24 protein-coding genes are annotated in these 19,881 nt (G+C 41.9%); 4 read left to right on the top strand and 20 right to left on the bottom strand.

The window, feature by feature from the left end:
- Window positions 1-5 precede the first annotated feature (5 nt).
- From DSM02_RS13265 to DSM02_RS13230, 8 genes are all read right to left on the bottom strand, one after another.
- The gene (locus DSM02_RS13265; protein ID WP_128766105.1) at window positions 6-854 is read right to left on the bottom strand and encodes a DUF4138 domain-containing protein; all 849 of its coding nucleotides are present in this window, start codon (window positions 852-854) and stop codon (window positions 6-8) included.
- Between the two features lie 12 nt (window positions 855-866).
- Window positions 867-1,742 (bottom strand): conjugative transposon protein TraM, encoded by an 876-nt coding sequence (gene traM / locus DSM02_RS13260; RefSeq protein ID WP_317128250.1) that lies wholly within the window; start codon window positions 1,740-1,742, stop codon window positions 867-869.
- A gap of 73 nt (window positions 1,743-1,815) precedes the next feature.
- Window positions 1,816-2,433, bottom strand: a complete 618-nt coding sequence (locus DSM02_RS13255; RefSeq protein WP_128766103.1) for a conjugal transfer protein TraK — start codon at window positions 2,431-2,433, stop codon at window positions 1,816-1,818.
- 10 nt (window positions 2,434-2,443) lie between these two features.
- Window positions 2,444-3,286, bottom strand: coding sequence for a hypothetical protein (locus DSM02_RS13250; protein WP_128766102.1), 843 nt, complete (start codon window positions 3,284-3,286; stop codon window positions 2,444-2,446).
- Between the two features lie 2 nt (window positions 3,287-3,288).
- Window positions 3,289-3,828, bottom strand: coding sequence for a conjugal transfer protein (locus DSM02_RS13245; RefSeq protein WP_128766184.1), 540 nt, complete (start codon window positions 3,826-3,828; stop codon window positions 3,289-3,291).
- A 79-nt stretch (window positions 3,829-3,907) separates the two neighbouring features.
- A complete protein-coding gene (locus tag DSM02_RS13240) occupies window positions 3,908-6,337 on the bottom strand; it encodes a TraG family conjugative transposon ATPase (protein WP_128766101.1) in 2,430 nt (809 codons plus the stop codon).
- On the bottom strand, window positions 6,324-6,608 hold the full coding sequence (locus DSM02_RS13235; RefSeq protein WP_128766100.1) for a hypothetical protein: 285 nt from the start codon (window positions 6,606-6,608) through the stop codon (window positions 6,324-6,326). Before DSM02_RS13235 ends, DSM02_RS13240 begins: the two co-directional genes overlap by 14 nt.
- Before the next feature lie 11 nt (window positions 6,609-6,619).
- Entirely contained in the window at window positions 6,620-6,907 is a 288-nt protein-coding gene (locus DSM02_RS13230; protein ID WP_128766099.1) for a hypothetical protein, read from the bottom strand.
- A gap of 159 nt (window positions 6,908-7,066) precedes the next feature.
- On the opposite strand from DSM02_RS13230, the gene DSM02_RS13225 reads away from it, so the two are divergent.
- Window positions 7,067-7,735: an N-acetylmuramoyl-L-alanine amidase family protein gene (locus DSM02_RS13225; RefSeq protein WP_128766098.1), complete on the top strand. Its 669-nt coding sequence runs from the start codon at window positions 7,067-7,069 to the stop codon at window positions 7,733-7,735.
- A gap of 70 nt (window positions 7,736-7,805) precedes the next feature.
- Here DSM02_RS13225 and DSM02_RS13220 read toward each other — a convergent pair whose 3' ends face one another.
- The 6 genes from DSM02_RS13220 to DSM02_RS13195 form a co-directional block, all read right to left on the bottom strand.
- Window positions 7,806-10,271: a S8 family peptidase gene (locus DSM02_RS13220; protein ID WP_128766097.1), complete on the bottom strand. Its 2,466-nt coding sequence runs from the start codon at window positions 10,269-10,271 to the stop codon at window positions 7,806-7,808.
- A 7-nt stretch (window positions 10,272-10,278) separates the two neighbouring features.
- Window positions 10,279-11,262 carry an AAA family ATPase gene (locus DSM02_RS13215; protein ID WP_128766096.1) on the bottom strand — a complete coding sequence of 328 codons (984 nt, stop codon included), beginning with the start codon at window positions 11,260-11,262 and terminating at the stop codon, window positions 10,279-10,281.
- A gap of 71 nt (window positions 11,263-11,333) precedes the next feature.
- Window positions 11,334-11,996: a P-loop NTPase family protein gene (locus DSM02_RS13210; protein WP_128766095.1), complete on the bottom strand. Its 663-nt coding sequence runs from the start codon at window positions 11,994-11,996 to the stop codon at window positions 11,334-11,336.
- A complete protein-coding gene (locus tag DSM02_RS13205) occupies window positions 11,980-12,711 on the bottom strand; it encodes a hypothetical protein (RefSeq protein ID WP_317128249.1) in 732 nt (243 codons plus the stop codon). The genes DSM02_RS13210 and DSM02_RS13205 overlap by 17 nt, the downstream gene beginning before the upstream one ends.
- Entirely contained in the window at window positions 12,712-12,996 is a 285-nt protein-coding gene (locus tag DSM02_RS13200; RefSeq protein ID WP_128766094.1) for a helix-turn-helix domain-containing protein, read from the bottom strand.
- Between the two features lie 255 nt (window positions 12,997-13,251).
- Complete coding sequence (locus DSM02_RS13195) at window positions 13,252-14,070, bottom strand: RteC domain-containing protein (protein ID WP_128766093.1); 819 nt, start codon at window positions 14,068-14,070, stop codon at window positions 13,252-13,254.
- A 294-nt stretch (window positions 14,071-14,364) separates the two neighbouring features.
- Between DSM02_RS13195 and DSM02_RS13190 the strand changes: the two genes are divergently transcribed.
- The gene (locus DSM02_RS13190) at window positions 14,365-14,646 is read left to right on the top strand and encodes a hypothetical protein (protein WP_128766092.1); all 282 of its coding nucleotides are present in this window, start codon (window positions 14,365-14,367) and stop codon (window positions 14,644-14,646) included.
- 54 nt (window positions 14,647-14,700) lie between these two features.
- On the opposite strand, the gene DSM02_RS13185 is transcribed toward DSM02_RS13190, so the two are convergent.
- From DSM02_RS13185 to DSM02_RS13175, 3 genes are read right to left on the bottom strand one after another with little or no spacing between them, the layout of a single operon-like run.
- Complete coding sequence (locus DSM02_RS13185; protein ID WP_128766091.1) at window positions 14,701-15,957, bottom strand: Y-family DNA polymerase; 1,257 nt, start codon at window positions 15,955-15,957, stop codon at window positions 14,701-14,703.
- Between the two features lies 1 nt (window position 15,958).
- Window positions 15,959-16,381 (bottom strand): LexA family protein, encoded by a 423-nt coding sequence (locus DSM02_RS13180; protein ID WP_128766090.1) that lies wholly within the window; start codon window positions 16,379-16,381, stop codon window positions 15,959-15,961.
- 57 nt (window positions 16,382-16,438) lie between these two features.
- Complete coding sequence (locus tag DSM02_RS13175) at window positions 16,439-16,699, bottom strand: hypothetical protein (RefSeq protein WP_128766089.1); 261 nt, start codon at window positions 16,697-16,699, stop codon at window positions 16,439-16,441.
- A gap of 41 nt (window positions 16,700-16,740) precedes the next feature.
- Between DSM02_RS13175 and DSM02_RS13170 the strand changes: the two genes are divergently transcribed.
- Window positions 16,741-17,469 carry an SOS response-associated peptidase gene (locus DSM02_RS13170; RefSeq protein WP_128766088.1) on the top strand — a complete coding sequence of 243 codons (729 nt, stop codon included), beginning with the start codon at window positions 16,741-16,743 and terminating at the stop codon, window positions 17,467-17,469.
- 11 nt (window positions 17,470-17,480) lie between these two features.
- Window positions 17,481-17,696 carry a hypothetical protein gene (locus tag DSM02_RS13165; protein ID WP_128766087.1) on the top strand — a complete coding sequence of 72 codons (216 nt, stop codon included), beginning with the start codon at window positions 17,481-17,483 and terminating at the stop codon, window positions 17,694-17,696.
- Window positions 17,697-17,704: 8 nt separating this feature from the next.
- On the opposite strand, the gene istB is transcribed toward DSM02_RS13165, so the two are convergent.
- From istB to istA, 3 genes are all read right to left on the bottom strand, one after another.
- Window positions 17,705-18,442, bottom strand: coding sequence for an IS21-like element helper ATPase IstB (istB, locus tag DSM02_RS13160; protein WP_128766086.1), 738 nt, complete (start codon window positions 18,440-18,442; stop codon window positions 17,705-17,707).
- A 23-nt stretch (window positions 18,443-18,465) separates the two neighbouring features.
- Window positions 18,466-18,762: a hypothetical protein gene (locus tag DSM02_RS20595; protein ID WP_240674058.1), complete on the bottom strand. Its 297-nt coding sequence runs from the start codon at window positions 18,760-18,762 to the stop codon at window positions 18,466-18,468.
- Window positions 18,763-18,843: 81 nt separating this feature from the next.
- Window positions 18,844-19,881 (bottom strand): IS21 family transposase (gene istA / locus DSM02_RS13155; RefSeq protein WP_240674057.1); only part of this gene is annotated, 1,038 nt, incomplete at its 5' end.

The raw sequence follows: 19,881 nt of genomic DNA, 5'->3' as shown, positions 1-19,881 counted from the left end.
ATATGTTAGTTTGGATAGTTAATAAAGCGGGGGTTGATTTTGAGTTGCAGTTCGCGCTCCCCGCGAGCTTCGCTTAAGTCTAAAATCAGCCTGCGATCCCTGCTTAATGAAAATTTGGGCACCACATAAACAAAGCTTTTAATTTCCCCGGCTTTTATTTTTTCGGGTGCCTGATGGGTATATAGTGGTTCTTTAGGAAGTTTTTGCATGGACTTTCGTTTTCCTTTTAAACGGGTTTGAGTAGATAGGTTCAGGTAATTAAAATCATAATCCAAACCGGACCGATTTTCGATTTCCATCACAAAATACAGGGCTTCTTTATGAAATACGATGTTTGCCACGCTAAGGATAATTCCCTGATTCCGGGTTTTTAACCGACCAATCTTTTGTTTTTTCTGAATCAGGTATTTACAATACCGCTCGTAGGGGAAAGGGGCTGTCTCTGAAGACGTTTTAATTTCTTCAGAGACGTGTATCGGGTCAATACTGTTGTGGTTCTCAAAACCAATACGATCTAAAGTGTCAATAAAATAAGTGAACTGATCCATTGACTCTTTGAACATAACAATATACGAAAAAACAGAACCCGTGGTGCTGATTACCAGTAAATTACTGGGTTTTCCGGGTTTGGCCTGTAAGAGGCCTAGATGCTGGGCTTCATCCCGGTTAAAACTGAATACATAATCTGACGAACCAACGATTCCCTGTCTGATGGGTTCCGGAAAGAACAGCGCCACATTGGTATAGTCATTGGCATAGATGGTGTCTAATTGTATAGCATTCTGGTTTTGCCCTTTGGCATTGAAGCAGGATAACAATACCATCCAAACGGAAAAGTAGACTGGATTTTTCATAGGTTTCAGATTTTAGTTAGCTGGTTTGAGTAGCATTTTATAATTATTGAGCACGATGACTTTAACCGTACGATTTCCCCGGCGCAGGATCTGACCGACCCCGCTTACTTGAGGTACTCCCGGGATATTCACTTCCTGAAGCACATCGTCCAGCACTTCCCGTGTGGCCTCTGCCCGAAAATTGTTTTCCACATAAATTCCTTCCTGTGAATCCTGCAGGTCAAATGCCTCCAGGTCTACCGGTTGCTGATCAATACTCTCGATACGGATCAGCACCCGGTTGGGCTGAAAGTTTACAAAGCCAAACACCGGAGTATTCTTAGGAATCGTTCTGCCCTGATAAGTAGATACTTCATTGGTTCGCAGGCGCAGGCGGCTGTTGGCCTTTACCATCTGATCGCCATCTACTACAACTGGAATAGACTCTATTGCTGCAACTGCACTTGATAATATTTTAGGTCGGGCTGCAAAGAACAGCTGATGTTCCAGTCCCAATTCCTGTACTTCAACTTTGCGGTTTGGAGTACGTTCAATAGAATCCAGCCTTGAATCCGTTTGAGGATAGGAGCGTGGTTTTTCTTCATCGGCAGACTCGGAGTAGGTATCGGTATTGTAGTTGATACGGGCCGATGCATAGATGCTGTCGATGATGCGTTGTTTTTGATCCTCCGGATATTCGGGATCAAAATAGCCCAACGAATCCATCAGGAGTTCATTATACACACTGGGAGCCGTGCTCTCCCGTTCTTCTTTTAGCGCATTAATTGCATCCAGTTTAGACCGGTAGATCTCCGGATCTTCTTCCAGTTCGGGAACCTGGGTTTCTTTTAGAAGTTCGGGCTCCTGATCCCGGTTGGCCAGCATCATCGCATAGGAGACTAAAAACATAATGATTACCGCGATAATCGAGGCAAAGACGAGTTTGTTTTTTTGGATTTTCATAGTCTTGGAGTTAATAGGTTTATCTGCTTGTTGCATCAATTTTGCGCAGGCTTTTTTCAAAGAAATCGGTTATCAGCAAGCCGTGCGGATTGTGCGGAAAATTGCGGTCTACCTGAATGAGATTACCGGTCGTGATGAGTTCGTAGGTATCGGTGATACTGCCCCGATTGATTTCAAAAACCAATGTTGTTTGAAACGAATAGGGATAGGTGTTTAAATCTACCTTTGATTTCAGGCGTAGTAGGTTTTGCACCAGAGAATACTGAATCAGGCGGTTGTAAACGCCTTCAGTCTTTTTCTGGCGGTAGGTATTGTCAACTGAATTGTTACCTAACCACAGGGCTTTCTCTAAATTACTTTCATAATTGCTGGCATCGATATCGTAGAAATACCCGTGAAATAATTCAAGATGCGCCAAAGCTTCCACCTCCAGATTTTCGTTTTGATCAACCAGTTTTAAGGGAATGACTTCTCCGGTAGTGCTGATCGCAAAAGCATTTTGAAGGGAATCCTTATAAATGCTGTACGCCATCCAACCCGAAAACATACTGGATAGGGTAGCGCATACTACAACCAGCCAAACGATAAGCCGGTTGGTCTTTAAGGTGGAATAGACGGAGGAATAAGGTGTTTTCATAGAAATACTTTTAAGTGGTGAATAAGCGAAGGGTAAACGAGATGGCCCGGCGGTAGAGCTTGAATTTTAAAAACACTATAAAGCCTACTGAGCCTAATTGGATTACCGGAGCAAAAAAATCCTGACCGTAATCAGAACCCAATAGGTTTTGCCAAAAGTGTTCGTTGATTTCGGTGTAGAGGGCATTGATAAAAACATTGACCAGAAAGAATGCCGGTACCAGCATATAGACTGCAGCATAGAGTTTAAAGAACCCGTAAGCCAGAGAGCGGAATTTTTCAAATACCGCCAGACTGATGATGAGCGGAAAAAAGGCCTGCATAATGCCCAGCAGGAAGAAGCGCTCGGCCAGAAATAAGGGATAGATGAATAAATCCAGAATCCATAAGATGATGCCCCCGATAAATGCAAAGATTTTAAAACCAAACAAAGGGGTAACCAGCGCTTCATAAAGTAAGGCCATCGCAGCTTTCATCCCTTCGTACATGCCTACTTCCTCTTCAATGGGGATTTCCTGCATCTGTAGCGGTAATAGGGCAGGAGCGGTATCGCGATACTGAGATTCAATGGCGACTAGAATACCGTCAAAGAAACCCAGAATTTGCGTGGAAAAGATAGCCACCAGAACCACCGCAAAATTCTTAGCCAGTTCGCCCGGACTCAGTCCCCAGGTATAACCGTAGCGGTCTGCAATACCTTCATTGTATTTTTTCAGGATGTTTACCAGAAAGAACAGTACCGCCAGGGTTTTCATACCGGTAATGGTATACTGGGCTACCGGACTGGCTAGGATGGTATCAAAAATGGTATCTACATACTCCAAACCGATTCCTAAGATCACAAGCGCAGCCATCTTTAAAATCCGGTTTCGCGGTTATTGATTTTATCCTGCAGTTTCCGAAAGGCGATGATCTCCTTATAGCGTTTGGTCTTTAAATTGATCGTAGCCACCATTTCTTTAGACTCGGCTTCTTTTTCTTTTAAGATTGCCGCCCGGTCTGCATCAGACATTTTTAAATAGTTACTGGATAGGATCTCGTCTATAAAGTCCATCGCCTCCAGCGAATTATCTACAAACTGATTAAAGGCTTCCGTGATGTGTACTACTTCATCGGGTTTGATGTACGGAGAGTTCAGAATTTCCCGCAAGTCCTGACGCATCACCTGAATAAGACGGGCATTGTTTTTCCCGATTTCCTTTACGGCTTTGAGCTGCTTGACCACATTGTTTACCTTTTCCAGATTCTCTTTTTGTTGTTTCAGGAATTCGACCGTTTTCAGGAGTTGGGTGGTTTGTTTGGCTGATTCCAAGAGGGACTTGACCAGACTTACAAAGTTGGTATTATCATAAACCGGCATCCCCTGGGCCGTGCCACGGCAGGGCATAAATAGCATTACGATTAGGGCTAGTCCGAGGACTAGTTTCCTGATGTGACGTGTGAGGTGTGTTTTCATGGTGGTATGAATTAAAAGATTATTGTTTTTGTATTGCTGTCTGTACTGACCGGGAGGGACTAATAAATTGGTTGATGGCCGCTTCCATATCCTGAGTTTGCTCGTAAAGGCTTAGAATGAGTTCATTTTCACTGCCGTCTGTCAGGTAGGCGGCATAGACTTCAGGGGGTACCTCCAGGCGGAAGATGTTACTCTCCTTACCGATCTTGATAAAAATCTCAGTGTACTTCCGGGAGCCGCTCAGCTTGTTGCGGATGGATTTTAATTGATTGAGATCGTGACTCGAAAGGTTCAGCCTGCGGGCGAGTTCGTCATAGCCTTTTTCATTATTCAGACTGTAAATCACCTGCGTGTTTTCCAAGATACTTGCTGAAGTTGCGTTGCCCGGCAGTTGGTTGATGGATTGCAGAATGATGCCAATCGCACCGTTTTGTTTGCGGATCGCCTGATAGTAAAACTCAACGCTCTCCAGCACATTTTCAAACTTGAGCTGCTTGGCAAACTCATCAAAGAGGATGATTCCCCGTTCGGCCTTATTTTTCCAGATGGTGCGCTGTATGGCGGTTTTAATGAGCTTAAGCATTACCGAAAGGATTTCCTTATTATCCTTGACCTCGTCCAGCTCAAAGATGATCATACGCTTATCTTCCAGCGTATAGGTCTGATCTTCGTCTACCTCAAAGAGGTAGCTGTATAGACCATCGCCAACATACTCCGACATTACGTGCAGGAACTCCTGAATATCGAAGTAATCGGGATGGATTTTAAGCTGTGCCAGCAGGTCTTTTCGATTGCTAAAAACAAAGTCGTAGAATCCGTTGAGCGAGTGCAGCGATGGGTTAGCTCTGTAATAAGCGGTAAGTATTTTTTTTAGGGAAACCGACTGGGCTTTAGCCTGCCTGCCTTCGGTATGGTAGAGTTCAAAAAGGAATACGGTAAGATCTTCCAGTCGCTCTGCGGAAGGGATTTCACCTTCAGAGGTATAAAAGGGATTAATCCCCAGATTCTTCCCGGCCTCATAACGCAGGATGATGTGCTCATCGGGATAGAGTTTGGCAAATTTGGTATAAGAGCCTCCCAGATCTATAATTACCAGACGCACGCCCTCTTCGTAAAACTGCCGCAGGATGTTATTGGCCAGGAAGGATTTGCCTTCCCCGGTAGGTGCAAAGATGGCAAAGTTGCGAGCCTTGATGCGTTTTTTAGATTCATCCCAAACATCTTTTAGTACCGGAATAGTATATTGGCGGTCGTTAAAGAGGATGCCTTTGGGGTCGGTCTTGTAATTGGTGCTATTCAGCATCAGACACAGCGCGTGCTTCAAATCGGTAACGTACAGGTCTTCATCTGAAAAATGGGAAGCAAATCCGAACCAGGAATTGAGGAAGTAGTTCTTTCTGGCTTCGCCAATAGGATAATACGGAACGATATCCAGCTCCTTAAATTCGGTTTTGATTTTCGCCCCAATGGCATCCAGCTGCTTTTGGGTCTCTGCCCAATACAGCACACTCAGCTGCCCACGGATCACACGGGAGCTCTCATCGGTATTGGTCTGTTCCAGGATCTCCTGAATTTTTTTCAGTACAACCCGATTCTGGGATCCGAAACTGGAACTCTTGCCGAGTTCTTCAACTTTCTTATCTAAAATTTTACGCCACTTGTGTTTGTCATCCAGTATCAGAATCTGATTGACGACGTGGTTTTCACTCAGGGTGAGTCCGAGTCCGTCAATAAAGCCCTTATGAAACTGAAAATCATCTGCCGTAAAGCGCTCGTCAATACTGCTGGTTTTTACCTGCTCTCCAAAGCAGAGCTCACTATTTACAGCCAGTACATCAAACAGGTGCTTACCAATATTGATGCGGTTTTTGTCCAACAGTATATCGGTAGTCAGGTTTTCATTAAATCCGTTAAAATAGTTTTGTGTCAGCGATTGGTACTCATAAGGTTTTAGAGGAGTCAGTTTGATTTTTTTACCCGAATTGAGGAAGCTAACAGCATCTTCAACAGCTCCCGTAAAATGGCGTACAGCATCTTCCAGAGTGTTCGGTAGGTTTTTGAGGATTTTGCGGAAGGGATTGGTGTAGGTTGCATGGGTATTGGATTTATGGGTTAGCACGAAAAACAGGTAGCTGGTATGCGCGGTATATTCCCGACTGTTGAAATAGCTTTGGGTAGCCTTTCCCAGAAAGGATTCATCCGGTAGGGAAGAGGCATCAAAGGCGGTGTTGTGATAGTAATCCTGTTTATGGATCAGTGTGCCGGTTGGCAGCGTTTTAAAGGCCTGAAACCAACCCGAATGCAATTCCTCAAAGTCCTTTTCAGAAAGGGAATAGATCTCCGGCAAATCGAGTCGATAGCCCAACACCACATTACCATTACTGCAAAACATCAGGTGATCGCTGGTGGATGCAATGGGATGGAAGTTTTTGTTTTTAATCGTGATCATAGGAAAGGCCGGTGTTTAGTTTGGTGCTGATGAGACTCGGAAAGGCGCTGGCGAACTGCAGAAACTGCATCAGACCTTGTAGTCGGGTTAAACAGACGTAAAGCAGGACATTGATTACTAAAGCAACCAAGATGGTCAGCAAGCTGAAGGAGAAGATGACGATCAGCAAGGAGGCGATTAGCGCGCACATCTGCACCGCAAACAGGGAAACCGGCAGCCCGAAAACGACCGCCTGTTTCCGGATGTTTCTATAGACCGCGTAGCTTTTCATTGGATAACGAATTAGACTACGATGTCTATTAAATAACTGAAAATACCTACCACACCCCCGGCTATAAGTACAAAGACCAGTACGCGAGTGATGCCCTTTTTTAAGTCGGCATTCTCTCCAAAGAAGTGTCCGGCATTAAACAGAAAACCGACCAGGAAAATAACGCCCAGGAGAATGGGGAATACAGTGCGTATGGTATCGGAAACATCGTTTACAGAATCTTCAATACCTCCTATTTGAGCAAATAGGGGTGCAGATAGCAAAGCCATACCGGCGAATAAAGCGTTTGATTTTTTCATAATTCTAAGATTTAAAAGATTGGAAATCAATGAGAAGAAAATTACCTATATTTATTTTTAAATAATTGAAAATCAATTTATTGTGAATAAAATAATTCTTGTTTCTATTTGATTTCAAATGACTTTAAACCACACTAAATCCTATTAAAATTGAACGTCATGTTGTTAATAACTCAAAATGCCAGACTTAGAAAAAAGCTCCAAAACGTCATTTGGATGCTGCTGCTGCAAATTAGTTTGATCTTTGGGCAGGAATTGAACAGACCTTTACGGGTACTCATTGATCCCGGACACGGAGGAATGGATTCCGGGGCAGTAGGGGTGACTGGAATTCAGGAAAAGGAGGTAGTTTTAAACTTAGCTTTAGCGCTACAGCATTTAAATGCTACATTGGGTCATCCTTTAGACCTTTTTTTTACGCGGAGCAGCGACACATTGATTTCGTTATCAGATCGAAGCAAACTAGCACGCTCATTACAAGCAGATGTATTTCTATCCTTGCATTGCAATCATTCGGACAATCCTAAAGCTCGTGGGGTGGAAGTATATGTATATGATAAACCAAATAGTAATACAGAACCTGCTACCTGGTTAGCCTTTCAAATTCAAGAGGACTTTTATAAAAAACTGGGGTTTAAGAGTCGGGGTGTAAAGTTCGACAATTTTCAGGTGCTTCGGGAAACGAGTGGGCTAATGCCCTCATTATTATTGGAATTAGGTTTTATGAGCAATAGGGATGAAAATATGTATTTTTTATTAACCGAATTTTTAAGCTCGGTAGCAATTCTGATATTAGAATGCTTATTAAAAAATTTAGATTGTTATTAGATAGACTTGGGAATGAAAATCATTAATTTTTTAAAGCTTGCTTCTGTCAAACTTACAGATCAATTTTTGACTATATTAAAATGTCTATTTTATTAATAATGGCATTGTAGAGATCAACATCGTTATTTTGTGATTCGATTGATAATATTAAGCTATATCGCACATCATTGTTGTAACGCATCAATTTTTTGCGTGTACGCCACCATCCATTTACCGGAAAAATAGCGACTACGTTTCTTGTAGCAAGGTCGGCTGCAGTTCCCTTCCATATATCTTTATGTATAGAACCTTTGTCTCGAACTTTATTGCCAATTATCCAGTTTTCACCCGAATATGAGCTACTTTCAACTTCGCTACGTGCTTCCCTATTGACTCTTTCTCGGAATTGTTCAATACTTTCACCAGAATCAATCATTTTAAGCCTTAGACCGTGTGATTGGTAATAATAAGACTTACTATATTGTTTATTTCCTGGGTTTGGTTCAATGAAATAAGATAAAGTTGCTGTAAGAGTTACTTCGGTATCGAATAGTGCAGTTAAAACTTCAGTTGGCCAAGGAAGATTATGCAAATGCATATCATTAGTTTTAACCGTGTTTCCATCAAGAACAAAAGGTTTTAATTGTTCTTGCGAAATAAGAGTTAGTGAGTTATTGGCACTATGAACCGCTTTTTGATAATTGGGAACGCCATATCCAAAGGTTCTTAGAAGATTCCGTTGCTCTATATTATTAAGATCCTGAATACTTCTTTTACATAACATTTCTGAGGTCCAATCAGCAGAATGCACTAGTAGCCCTTTAATTGTTTCAGGCCAAAGTGTAGGGTATTGGGACGTCAACATTGCAGCATATCTTGATGCCAAAGCTGTCGCACCGCTAGTGTCACCAAAGCTATGTAGAGGTTCAGTTCTAAAATTTTTACCTATAGAAAGTAATCGCAAAGAATCTGGGTCTATAATGCCACCATTGTGAATACCATAATTACCACCTTCCATAACCAATTCTGGTTTTAGAGGCCAAGAATTCTCCCACATTAAGGAAGTGCTGTTGCTTGGTGCCATACCACCAGCATGTACTAAAGGCGTCGCACCACTAAATTGTTCTTGGTCAATAATAGTTTTTTTCGTGTATGAACCTACAGATAGTGCATTGAATGCCTGAGCCGGATCATGAATTGATTCTTCAAGATTTGATCTGGGATATTCAGAGGGGTAATGTATTTTAGTATTACCACCTGATACACAAAAAAGTGTTTTGTCGTTTGAGATACCTTGTTCCCCAAAGGCGATTTTGTCTACTGAACTTGACCATGAGGAGGGCTTGCCTTTGTCGCGTCCATCAGTAGCTGTAACCGCCATTGTAATAACACGCTTATTTTTTGGATTTAAAATTGTAGCTCTAGCAACAGCTTCCTCTGTAACAGCACCATATAACTCAGGATGATGTGGATTGTTGGGATGAATTAATTTTACAGATTCTAGACGATAAAATATTTCAATATTAGAAAATTCTTGGAGTAAATCCGTTAAGTCTCCATATAAAGCTGTCCCAGCCATGGGTGTTCCATGACCGTGCCTATCATTATCGGAATTACCCCATTCCGGTTTTACAGAATCCATATTTTTTTCTGGAAGAAAATCTTGTAGTAATGGATGTCCACGATTCACACCTGTATCCAATAAGCACACTACAACGGAATCATCCGTCGTTCTATTAACTGTTCTATTTTTAAGTTCTTTTACCCAGTCGTTCGCATCATTTCCGTCCAGACCTGTGAAATAATCCGCAATCTCCTTTGGTTTCCTTAATTCTGCAAGTCTATCTGAATATAAGATTGTTTTAGACAATTGTCTTGCAGAACATCTAATCAATCTTACAATATGCTCAGGAAATAATAGTCGTCGTTCGGCAACTTCGATAGTATTCCTTACAAGCATATCGACCACATCTTGGTCCTCGAATGAATCGTTCTCGACGATATCTCGTCTTAACCAAACTTCCCACCAAACGATTTCATCTTGCTCGGGAAAGTTAATTTCATCTTCTTGCCAAAAACTAATTAGGGTAGCTCTTTGAATTACAGCAATATTATTGAGTAGTTTTGAATTCCTTGGATTACCGGAAGGGCTATCCTTCTCAGTGTCAAGATAAACTTCAATTTTATTAAGAAACTTTGAAATACCTTTTTTGTTTAAGTAAACGCAAGCCCTATATCTTTTGTGTTCTACCCCGTCAATAGTGTATTTCTCCAATTTTGAGGAAACGAATCTGTGATCACCTTTTCTACCATCTTCAAAGCTATCAAAGGCAAGTAAACAATCTTCTTCAGAAATGAATTCTAAATATACCAAATCAGCTTCAACTTCGTGTCTAAAAGATGCGATTGCGTTACTTAATTGATTTCGTAGAACGTTTCCGTGGGTGTTTCTATTTCGACCAGTCGCGATGACCCGGTCTCGACCTGTGTTTGGACTAGTATAGGACTCGGTAGTTACATAGCCAGAAAGAATTATGTGTTCTAAATTTCTTGGCATTCAACAATTAGAAATAAGTCTTTTTACTTTTTATGAATTTGAAAAGTGTAGCGGATGAAATCTTATCGGAATTTTGTACAATCATTTCCTTGATTGCATCTTTACACGCGTTAGAAATATCAGCAAAGCTGAGCCCTAAGGCTTCTTTTGTAATTGTATTAATAGTTTTTCCTTTAGATAGTTCGTATCCCTTTAACTGAACTTCCAAAAGTTCTGATATTTCCTTTTCTTTAGGTAGTGGGTATTGAATAATATCATCAAAACGTCTAAATAATGCCTTGTCCAGTGATTCCGGAATATTAGTAGCCACTATCAATAAACTATTTGATTCGTCTTTTTCAATGTTCATTAAAAAGCCATTTAATACTCTTCTAATTTCTCCAACCTCATTACCATAACTTCTATTGGAGCCAATAGAATCAAACTCATCGAAAAGGTATACGGCTCGATGCTGGTACATAGAATCAAATATCATTTTCACTTTAGAAATTGATTCACCCATATAACGGCTAATCAACCCATCTAATCGAATTATGAATAATGGAATTTCTAAATCACCAGCGATAGCTTTGGCAGTCATAGTCTTTCCGCAGCCAGGAGGACCGACCAGCATTAACTTCCGTCGTGGTTCTAGATTGTGCTGTAATAATTGGTCAAACTTTCTTTGTTCTGATAGTATTCGTTCAATAGCTTCTGAAACTTGAGGAGCCAAAACCATATCTTTGGTTTTAATTTGAGGCCTATAAACTTCGAGTAGATCCTTGAGTTCTTTTTGAGCCTCATTAACGGGAAGAATCCGTGTTTTTGAAATTGAATCGACACTTCGTTTAGTCCTAATTTTATCAATTAAGACTTTCAATTCTTCGGCAAGTTTGATGTGCCCTTTCTTTGCTTCAGAAGCTGCAATTTGCATTGCTGTGGTGTAAAAACGGGCGTCATCTTTATCACCATAACTTTGTAACAATGCTTTTATTTTTTCTGCTGCTGCCAAATTATTTTTAACAAAAATAGCAAAATTGCCAAGTTTTCATTCTCTTAATTTGGAATATTATTAATAAAATATTAATTCCTCTTATCTCCTGCATTTTGATCAAACGCCACCAGATTAAACAACTCCCGCATTCTACTGCGTACGCGGTTGCCGTAGCGGGCTTCGAGTTCGTCTGCGTTTAGGTTGGTAGTGGCGTGGGTTTTTAGCTTGCGTTTGGTGCTTAGGTAAAGTTCGTAGCGTGATAGCAATACTTCTCCCATTACATTGAGATCTTTACCGTAATACCGCCCGGCGGGTTCTACACCCAGATCATCAAAGCAGTAGTATTTGGAATTCCCGTATGCTTCAATCGATTTAAAACCCAAATGGTTAAAAGCAAAGCTGATGTTACGACAAGGGATGAGTTCGTAAGGCTTTTGCAGGGGTACCAGAAAACGCAATAGTTTCATCAGGCTGGTTTTACCGCAGCCTACCGGCCCGGACAGCAGAATGCCTTTTTCAATATCGATGCCCTGGGATTCGCAAAAGGCTTTATCGCGAATGAAGTAGGAGCAGAGCTTCCTTAGGATCTCGTGGTCCTCCTCGTAAATGCGGAACTTATTTCCAAATTCAAGTTTGCCTTTAGCATTGAGGTAGAGGAGCACTTTTGGAAAATCATAGAGCATTTTTTTGCCATTGAAGGTTCCCAGGCTATACTCCACGCCGCCTTCGATGATTTTAGAGGGGTTTTCCATAATCCTTGTTTTTGGCGGTTCGCAGGTTGTCAGTAGGGTCGGTTGCTTGTGAAACGGGTTTCTCGTTTTGAATCCAGCTTAGGGCTAAAGCCTGCCAATCGCGAACGGGCTTCCCCCCGGCATCTTCCCAGTTGGTTGCCTGAAAGTGATCGTAAAATTTTTCAGCTTCTACAGCATCTGCGTGTTGTTCTTCAAAAAATTCCAAAACGGCCAAATAGTCCTTTGGCTGTTTTATATTGTTTGCATGTTTTGTATTGTTTGTAGTAGATACCAGAGCTTGTCCATTTATGGGACGGTGCCTGCCCACTACTGGTACATTATCGGGACGGTAGTGTCCCAGTTGCGGTATCGTGGTGGGATGGTAGTGTTCCGCTACGTGTTCCAGTCTGGTATCAGACCCGTCTGCTACCGGTTCATCACTGGTCTCAAATAAGGTCATCTTGATGACACTGCCCTTATAGGGATTGTTTGAGGGTAGGTAGGTCAGATAGCCCCAATCATTCAGATCGGTCATACAGCGATGGTAGGTGGTCTTAGAGCCTAATTTGGCCACACGCATCAATACGCCGCGACTTACATAGAAGCCTTCGCTAAAACGGGAACTGTTCCATTCCTGAAACAAGGCCATATAGAGGCTGATGTGGGTAGGATTTAGCCGCTCATCATCGTAGAATCGGGTATAAGCTGCGTGAATAAGCTTTATGTAATTCATCATTCAAGGTTTTAAACCGTAGTTGACCCGATTGTCTTCCATTACTTTTTGGATGTCATCTGCATCATAGTAGATCAAGCCACCCACCTTGGTAAACGGTAGCGTACCATTGATACGTAAGTTTTGCAGCGTGCCGGGGCTTACCTGAAGTAAGTCCATCACCTCAGAGGATTTGAGGTATTTTTTGAGCTTTTGGCTTCCCTGATTGTTGATAATGGTTTTGATCTCTTTAAGCAGTTCGTGTTTGAACTCGCGCAGATCGTCTGTTGTAATGAGTGTTGCTGGCATAGTAGAACGTTTTTAAAAAGAAAGGGACTATCGTGGTTATCTTTTTTTTGATAGTCCCAATCCCGGTTTGACTTTCGTTCTACGAATTTGAGGGGTTTTGTACCCGTTTGTTCCCAAGGAAACCGGAGACCCGGTCAAACTTTAACAGCCGTCAAAAACTAGTATTTCAACACTGGATTAAGGGAATTGCTGAAAATGGCCAGGCAGTTACAACTGCTAATTTTTCTTTTCGGGGGTATACCGGAGTGGGGTGATTTAAAAGTCCTCACGGTCCATAGCCACCTGCAGATTCATAGCCATCTCGTCGAGGAATTTAGTCCTGCTTTTTTTACGGGATTTGATTTCAGAATAGGTTTTATAGACATCACCGGGATCCATATTAAAGAAATTACCCAAAGCCCGGGCGATCTCAATAATGTCGGCTTTGCCTTTATGAATGACTTTAGCGTGATACAAGGCGTAGGTAAGTTCGATAAGATCGGTACGCGACCCGCTCCAGTCTAATCGGGCCGCCTCCACTGGAATGCCGGGAGATATTAAGTGCTTAAGCCGGTCTGTTAGATAATTTGTGAGGAGTTCACCACACCGCAGTTTGGCGGTCAGAAAATCCCGTGGTGTTGAATAACCTGGATTGCATTGGAGCCTGAGATCATCGGGATCGTAGGGGAGGGGGTCCCGACGTGTAAAGTAGATTGCGTCTAAATGGGTTTGGTTTGACTTAAGGTAGTAGGCAAAGGCTTTATGTCGCAGTTTGAAGCGGTATTCGATATCGAGTTGATTTTTGTAAAATCGTATTTGTGTTTTAAGCCCTTTTACAGGTTTCTCATGCTCCAATTGAATGATTTTACGGTAGTATAAATGCTGTCCATCAACAACCGGCTTAATGTGCTTAAAAAAGTTGATTTCCTCCGTTTTTTGTACATCAGAAATAGCTTTAAAATCCTGTTCCAGTTGATTTTGAACCTGGGCCGCATAGTTTAAACACAATACATTGAGCTCTGTGTTATAGGCATGTTCTTGCTGCAGATATTTCAAACCTGCTTTAAACTTTTGTATGTGTTGATCCCATTTCATCTATGCTCCGCTAGAGAAAAGAAATTAATAGGATTTGATGGATTTTGCTGTAATTTGGATATCGCGCTTCTATTGATTTATAAAAATAACATCGAATGCCGGTTTACTTTTATAAATTGTAACAGCTGGTAAGGAAATTAAAAACAGGTCAACTCCCTACAGTTGGCCTGCTTACCAGCCTAATACATTAGGAATGGAGGGTGTAAGCCTGTTAATCCGTATATTCATTTATGCTTATTCTCTTGAGAATTGTCAAATAAAACGCCTTCACCTATCTTTATCTAAATTATAAAGATGAAAGCCCCTTCTAAAAAGCCCAATCTCAGTCCCTATGAACGCTATCTTCTTAGTGCTTTGGCCTACGGAGTACCGGTAGGTAAATTACCGGTGATTTTGGAATTCTACTCCATAGAAGCCAACTCCATAGGCATTGTTGACAAACACCTTCGCAGCCTGCGTAAAAAATTCAATTGTAAAACCAATACCCAACTGGTGTATGAATTGCGCAACCGGGTGGTCGCATTAGATCTGGAAGGTATAGGATTAAGAACTTTAGGTTTTGAAAATCCCGAATAGAACGGTTGTCGAAGAATAAAGGGAAATTTGATACCTCACTTCGTATTTCAGATGCTAGACCTTTACCTCAATCACCTCATTTAGCCGGGTAGAATACCTGCGGGAAAGGTGGTTTTGTTGCATTTTCCAGACTTTCTGTAAATCCTGTGCGCCCAGCTTTACCTGATCAAAACAGGTACGGTTGAGTTTATCAATCGTTTGCATCAGTGCTTTATGCCGCGGATCTTCGTTATAAAAAAAGGTGAGTTGTTTTTGCGTATCCGGGGTCAGGCCCATAACGATGATCCCTGCTTTTTTGTAGTGATAGCCTTCTTTATAGATGCGTTTTAATCCAGTCATTACGGCTTTGGTAATCACCAGAGACGAATTGGTCTCATAAGGCATCTTTACCGTGATGCCGTTGTGGTACTGCGCGAGATCATCGCGGTGTACGTTAGTATGCAGAAAGATATAGGCCAGTTTACAGCAGGAGTTCTGTTTACGCAGTTTATAGCTTACTTTACCGGCATAGGTGGCAAGCCGTTCACGTATATCCTCAAAGTCGGTATACATACGTTCAAAAGAACGGGTAACAGCAATGTTTTTCTTTTTAGCCACTTCTTCCAGATCAAGGGTAGCTTCGCCGGAAAGGTCTCGCTTAAGTCGTAATCCTACCACACTCATTTCTTTGCGCACGTATTCATCCGGCAGGTTTGTAAACTGCCAGGCATTAAATACCTGTATATTTTGAAGCTTTTTGGCATATTGTCTGCCAATGCCCCAGACGTCACCAATCTGCGTCCACTTGAGCCCTTTTTCGATCTGATCGGGAGTTTGGATTACGTATGCACCCCGAGTGCGGGCAGGAAACTTCTTGGCAATTTTGTTAGCCACCTTAGCCAGGGATTTAGTTGGTGCGATCCCAACACTGATGGGAATACCGGTACTGCGTTTGACCACTTCGATCATTTTAAGTCCATACTCGGTTAAGTCAAACAAATCAAATCCCTCCAGTTTTAGGAAAATCTCATCAATGGAGTATACTTCCAACTCCGGGGAATAGTTTCCCAGAATGTTCATCACCCGGGCGCTCATATCCCCATACAGCGCATAATTAGATGAAAACACATGAATGTTGTGCTGACGCAGCAGTTCTTTAATTTTAAAGGCAGGAGCGCCCATAGGGATACCTAATGCCTTGGCTTCATTAGAGCGTGCGATCACACAGCCGTCGTTATTGCTTAAGACCACTACGGGTTGTCCATTCAAATTAGGATTAAACACGCGCTCGCAGGAAGCGTAAAAGTTATTGCAGTCAATCAGGGCAAACATATCAGAGGTCTTTAATCACGTTTGTCACTACCCCCCAAATTAAAAAGTCGTTGTCTTTAGTAACTTTTATGGGTTGGTAATTTCGGTTCTCGGCTACGAGCCAGATCGTGTCCTTTTCTATTTTAATGCGTTTTACGGTAAACTCGCCGTCTATAAAACAGACCGCAATCTTCCCATCCCGGGGCTCCAGGCTTTTATCAATGATGAGTAAATCACCATCTGCTAATCCTGCACCCAACATGGAATCTCCTTTTACCCGACCAAAAAACGTTGCGTCTTTATTGCGGATATAGGCGGTATTTAAATCAATGCCATCGTCTAAATGATCGTCTGCAGGGGAGGGGAATCCACACGATAAACCAGATACAAAGGGAATAAAACAAGAATAGAGTACAGATGAAATGGGGCTTAATTGGACTATCATAGCGCTTGTTAAATGGATTAAATCCTTTAATTAGGAAATATTCCAAAATTAGCTAAATTAGTTCTGCTTTAAAGTGGGTTCCACTAATTTTTTCCAACAGAGATTTAAGGCGAGCTTTTCTGATTTGTTGGTAAAGATGAATTTGGGGTGGGTGCCGGTATAGTTGTGTTTACGGCTACACAGACAGAAGAAATACGAATTACCCTCATATACTACCTTATACAGATTGTAAGTAGGATCGTTTTCCATACGCTCAATTTGGGCATTGAGGTAGAAATGATTGGCGAGATCGTAAAGTTCTTTGCGGGTACGGCTCATACTGCTTCTAAATTAATAAATTAGATAAAAATTTACAGGATATGTGTTATGCAACCAGCTTGACGAAGTCTAAGAAAGAAATAGAGGAAACCTTTAAACGGGATTTTGCCGTGCCTTTGGAATATCAAAAGCATTATCATTTAAATGGTTTTGGCAGCGGAATGCTGCATATCATTCCGATGGAAACCGACCGCATTTATCCCTCGAATTGGGGACTGATCCCGGAATATGCATTTGAAGATCCGGCGGGTTTTAAAGCGGATTACAATACGCTCAATGCCCGAAGTGAAAGCATCTTTAGTAGCAGGACGTATAAAAAGAGTGCGGCAGAAAGTCGCTGCCTGATTCTTGCAGACGGGTTTTATGAGCCGCATCATTACAAAAGTAAATCTCAACCGTATTACTGTAAACTGGAAGGCCATAAACTCTTCGCCTTTGCAGGATTGTATACTGCACTGGATGATGAACTCTATAGTGCCAGTATCATTACGGTACCGGCAAATGAGCTGTTTGAACAGATACACAATAAAAAGAAACGGATGCCCCTTGTGTTAGACGATCAGTTTCTAAATAACTGGATTGAACCGGATTTAAATCAAAAGCAGGTGGAAGAATTGATGCGGGTAGGCTTTACCACTACGCCTTTTGAAACCTATCCGGTAAGCAATGCCATTTATCAGCGTGGGGTAGAAACCGATGTCCCCGAAATTTTAAAACCGGTAGAACCTATTGACCCCGCTTTGGGTGGTGGCGAGCTGACGCTTTTTTAGGTTCACGCCTAATGTTACCTGAAGAATGGACTGGCAACAAAAACCTTCCCCAATTTGAAATTATGAACAAAACCATAAAAATAAGTATGAACAGTAAAAAAGTTCTTATTTATGGATTACCGATTAGAATTTTAGCTTCAGGTGGAACAGGTGGCTATTTCGGAGTGATGGTGCCAGCTGTTTCGGTCAAACAGTGCCACTTTAAAAGATACTGCAATTATATATAAAATTAATGTTACTCGTTCTTTAAAGCTCCTTTTCTTAGCGACTCTCCTTTTAGGTCAATGCGGTGTGATGAATTTACAATCCTGTCCAGAATTGCATCTGCAATAGTCCCTTCCCCAATAATATCATACCAGGCGGATACGGGTATTTGTGAGGATATAATAGTGGAAGCTTTGTTGTACCGCTCATCGATGATATCCATCAGGGTTTCCCTTGCGTGATTATCAAAACTCTGCAGGCCAAAGTCATCGAGGATTAGAAGGTCTGCTTTGATGATTTTCCCCAGTTCTTTAAAATAGGTGCCATCGACCTTACTAAGTTTTAGTTTTTTAAAAAGCCGGGCTGTGTTGGTGTATATGGTTTTGTACTCCATCATGCAGCCCTGATGCCCTAAAGCCTGAGCTAAATAGCTTTTACCTACTCCTGAAGCACCGGTAAGAATGATGTTTTCTTTTCTGGTTATAAAATCCAGACTGCCTAATCGAGCAAACATATTTTTATCCAGATTCCGGTTCTGGGAGTAGTTAATGTCAGCCAGGCTGGCTTGTTGTTTAAAGCCAGCCTGTTTTAAAAGCCTTTCTATCTTACGGTTGTGTCGGTCTTCCCACTGGTGATCGGTCAATAATGCCAGGTATTCATCGGCAGTGATCCCTGCTATGCGGTTGTCTTTAAGATGCTGCAAGTGCAGCTGAGCCATAGCCCCTAGTCGCATTTCTTTTAATTTTTCAATAGTCTGATTGTTGTTCATAGTTACTGTGTTTAAAGGTTATATTACTGATAAGCTGAAGCACCTCGTATGTTAGTATGCTTCGGGATATGTGTTTTATTTTCTTCCAGATCCTGATAGAACAGGGAGCTCTTGTCCAGATTGTTTTTCAGGATGTTCTTGATGCGCTGATAGGTGGCTGCATCTGCTTGTAAAGCTCTTTTACAGGCATTGTCCAGCCGCTGGGAGCCGTAGGATTTATGGAGTTGAATAAGCCCCATAGCACGCTTATATCCTATTTCAGGATAATCTACCGCAGTGATTATTTTTTCGACACAATCCACCACGTGCTTCCCGTGCACGGCTGCCTTCTTTTTAAAGAATTCAGGACTCCAGTCGCTATAGTACTTGTGGGTGCTGCTCAGGTGTTCTTTGTTAGTATTTTAGCTGCCTTTTGAGGGATTGCGCTGATGCAGGGCTATGCGTTGATAGTGGTAATACACTTCAACTAAAGAACGGGTGTAATGCAAGGTGGTTTCCTTTCCGATGTAGCGGTAGGGTACGCTGTAATAGCTTTTATCTGGGGAGAAGTATACATATCCTATTTTCTGGACCTTTGCCCTTCGGTAGCTTTTTAACTCATAGGCTGTCTCTGGAAGGGGTTTCAAGTATTGTTGCTCCACGGATTGGAACAGTTCCCTGCGACTGGATTCCTTGCGGGAGAACAACAAGTTGTTGTAATGCTCCAGCTGCTTTTTTATCTCCCTGTTGAGTTCTTCTATAGAGAAGAAGCTCATCTTGCGCATAGGATAATAGATACGCTGGTAGGCCAGGTTTACGGCATTCTCTACTAAAGCCTTGTCCTGTGGAGCATAGCCCCGGGTGGGGTTGATCACACAGTTGTAATGCCGGGCAAAGTCTTTAAAACTGCGGTTGATCTCGGGCTCATACCTGCTGGCACGGTTAACAGCTGATTTTAGGTTGTCAGAGACAATAGCTTTAGGTACCCCGCCATAAAAATTTAAAGCGTTACGGCAACAGTTGATCAGCTCATCGCGTTTCTGACTTTTACAGGCTTCGACATAGGTGTAATGACTGTTGGGCAAAATAGCTACAAACACCTCGACAGGAACTAATTCTCCGGTTTGTTTATCAATAATGTGAAGCTTTTTACCCGCAAAATCAATGAAGAGCTCTTTGCCGGGGTCGTGCTCAAGCTTCATCGAGCCTTTGATTTTAGCATATTTACGGCGGTAATGCTCCATAAACTGCGTATAGCCATACGGGTTTTTAGACTGGGAGACATACTCCTGATAATGATATAAAAAGGTAAACCCGGGATGGTTACGGGCTTGATTAAGCTCCTTAAAATAGAGCATCAGCTCTTGATACCGGGAGTTGTCAATAGTGCTGTGGGAAGGAAAAAGTTTATCTAAGGTTGCATTATCAAGAGTCAGCAACTCTTTAAGAGCATAGTCACC

It is taken from the genome of Leeuwenhoekiella polynyae, assembly GCF_004104075.1.
Taxonomy (GTDB): domain Bacteria; phylum Bacteroidota; class Bacteroidia; order Flavobacteriales; family Flavobacteriaceae; genus Leeuwenhoekiella; species Leeuwenhoekiella polynyae.
Note: the sequence above shows the minus strand (reverse complement) of the source record. Positions and strands in the feature narration are given on the sequence as shown.

Bases quoted from the DNA above. Each gene is read 5' to 3' on its own strand.
- DSM02_RS13235 (WP_128766100.1), bottom strand. From the start codon at position 6,608: ATGAAAAGCTACGCGGTCTATAGAAACATCCGGAAACAGGCGGTCGTT.
- DSM02_RS13190 (WP_128766092.1), top strand. From the start codon at position 14,365: ATGAAAGCCCCTTCTAAAAAGCCCAATCTCAGTCCCTATGAACGCTAT.
- DSM02_RS13220 (WP_128766097.1), bottom strand. From the start codon at position 10,271: ATGCCAAGAAATTTAGAACACATAATTCTTTCTGGCTATGTAACTACC.
- DSM02_RS13205 (WP_317128249.1), bottom strand. From the start codon at position 12,711: ATGATGAATTACATAAAGCTTATTCACGCAGCTTATACCCGATTCTAC.
- traM (WP_317128250.1), bottom strand. From the start codon at position 1,742: ATGTTTTTAGTCTCCTATGCGATGATGCTGGCCAACCGGGATCAGGAG.
- DSM02_RS13225 (WP_128766098.1), top strand. From the start codon at position 7,067: ATGTTGTTAATAACTCAAAATGCCAGACTTAGAAAAAAGCTCCAAAAC.
- DSM02_RS13200 (WP_128766094.1), bottom strand. From the start codon at position 12,996: ATGCCAGCAACACTCATTACAACAGACGATCTGCGCGAGTTCAAACAC.
- DSM02_RS13195 (WP_128766093.1), bottom strand. From the start codon at position 14,070: ATGAAATGGGATCAACACATACAAAAGTTTAAAGCAGGTTTGAAATAT.
- DSM02_RS13180 (WP_128766090.1), bottom strand. From the start codon at position 16,381: ATGATAGTCCAATTAAGCCCCATTTCATCTGTACTCTATTCTTGTTTT.
- DSM02_RS13170 (WP_128766088.1), top strand. From the start codon at position 16,741: ATGTGTTATGCAACCAGCTTGACGAAGTCTAAGAAAGAAATAGAGGAA.
- DSM02_RS13240 (WP_128766101.1), bottom strand. From the start codon at position 6,337: ATGATCACGATTAAAAACAAAAACTTCCATCCCATTGCATCCACCAGC.
- DSM02_RS13265 (WP_128766105.1), bottom strand. From the start codon at position 854: ATGAAAAATCCAGTCTACTTTTCCGTTTGGATGGTATTGTTATCCTGC.
- DSM02_RS13210 (WP_128766095.1), bottom strand. From the start codon at position 11,996: ATGGAAAACCCCTCTAAAATCATCGAAGGCGGCGTGGAGTATAGCCTG.
- DSM02_RS13185 (WP_128766091.1), bottom strand. From the start codon at position 15,957: ATGTTTGCCCTGATTGACTGCAATAACTTTTACGCTTCCTGCGAGCGC.
- DSM02_RS13250 (WP_128766102.1), bottom strand. From the start codon at position 3,286: ATGGCTGCGCTTGTGATCTTAGGAATCGGTTTGGAGTATGTAGATACC.
- DSM02_RS13230 (WP_128766099.1), bottom strand. From the start codon at position 6,907: ATGAAAAAATCAAACGCTTTATTCGCCGGTATGGCTTTGCTATCTGCA.
- DSM02_RS13255 (WP_128766103.1), bottom strand. From the start codon at position 2,433: ATGAAAACACCTTATTCCTCCGTCTATTCCACCTTAAAGACCAACCGG.
- istB (WP_128766086.1), bottom strand. From the start codon at position 18,442: ATGAACAACAATCAGACTATTGAAAAATTAAAAGAAATGCGACTAGGG.
- DSM02_RS13245 (WP_128766184.1), bottom strand. From the start codon at position 3,828: ATGCTATTTATGCCCTGCCGTGGCACGGCCCAGGGGATGCCGGTTTAT.
- DSM02_RS13175 (WP_128766089.1), bottom strand. From the start codon at position 16,699: ATGAGCCGTACCCGCAAAGAACTTTACGATCTCGCCAATCATTTCTAC.
- DSM02_RS13165 (WP_128766087.1), top strand. From the start codon at position 17,481: ATGTTACCTGAAGAATGGACTGGCAACAAAAACCTTCCCCAATTTGAA.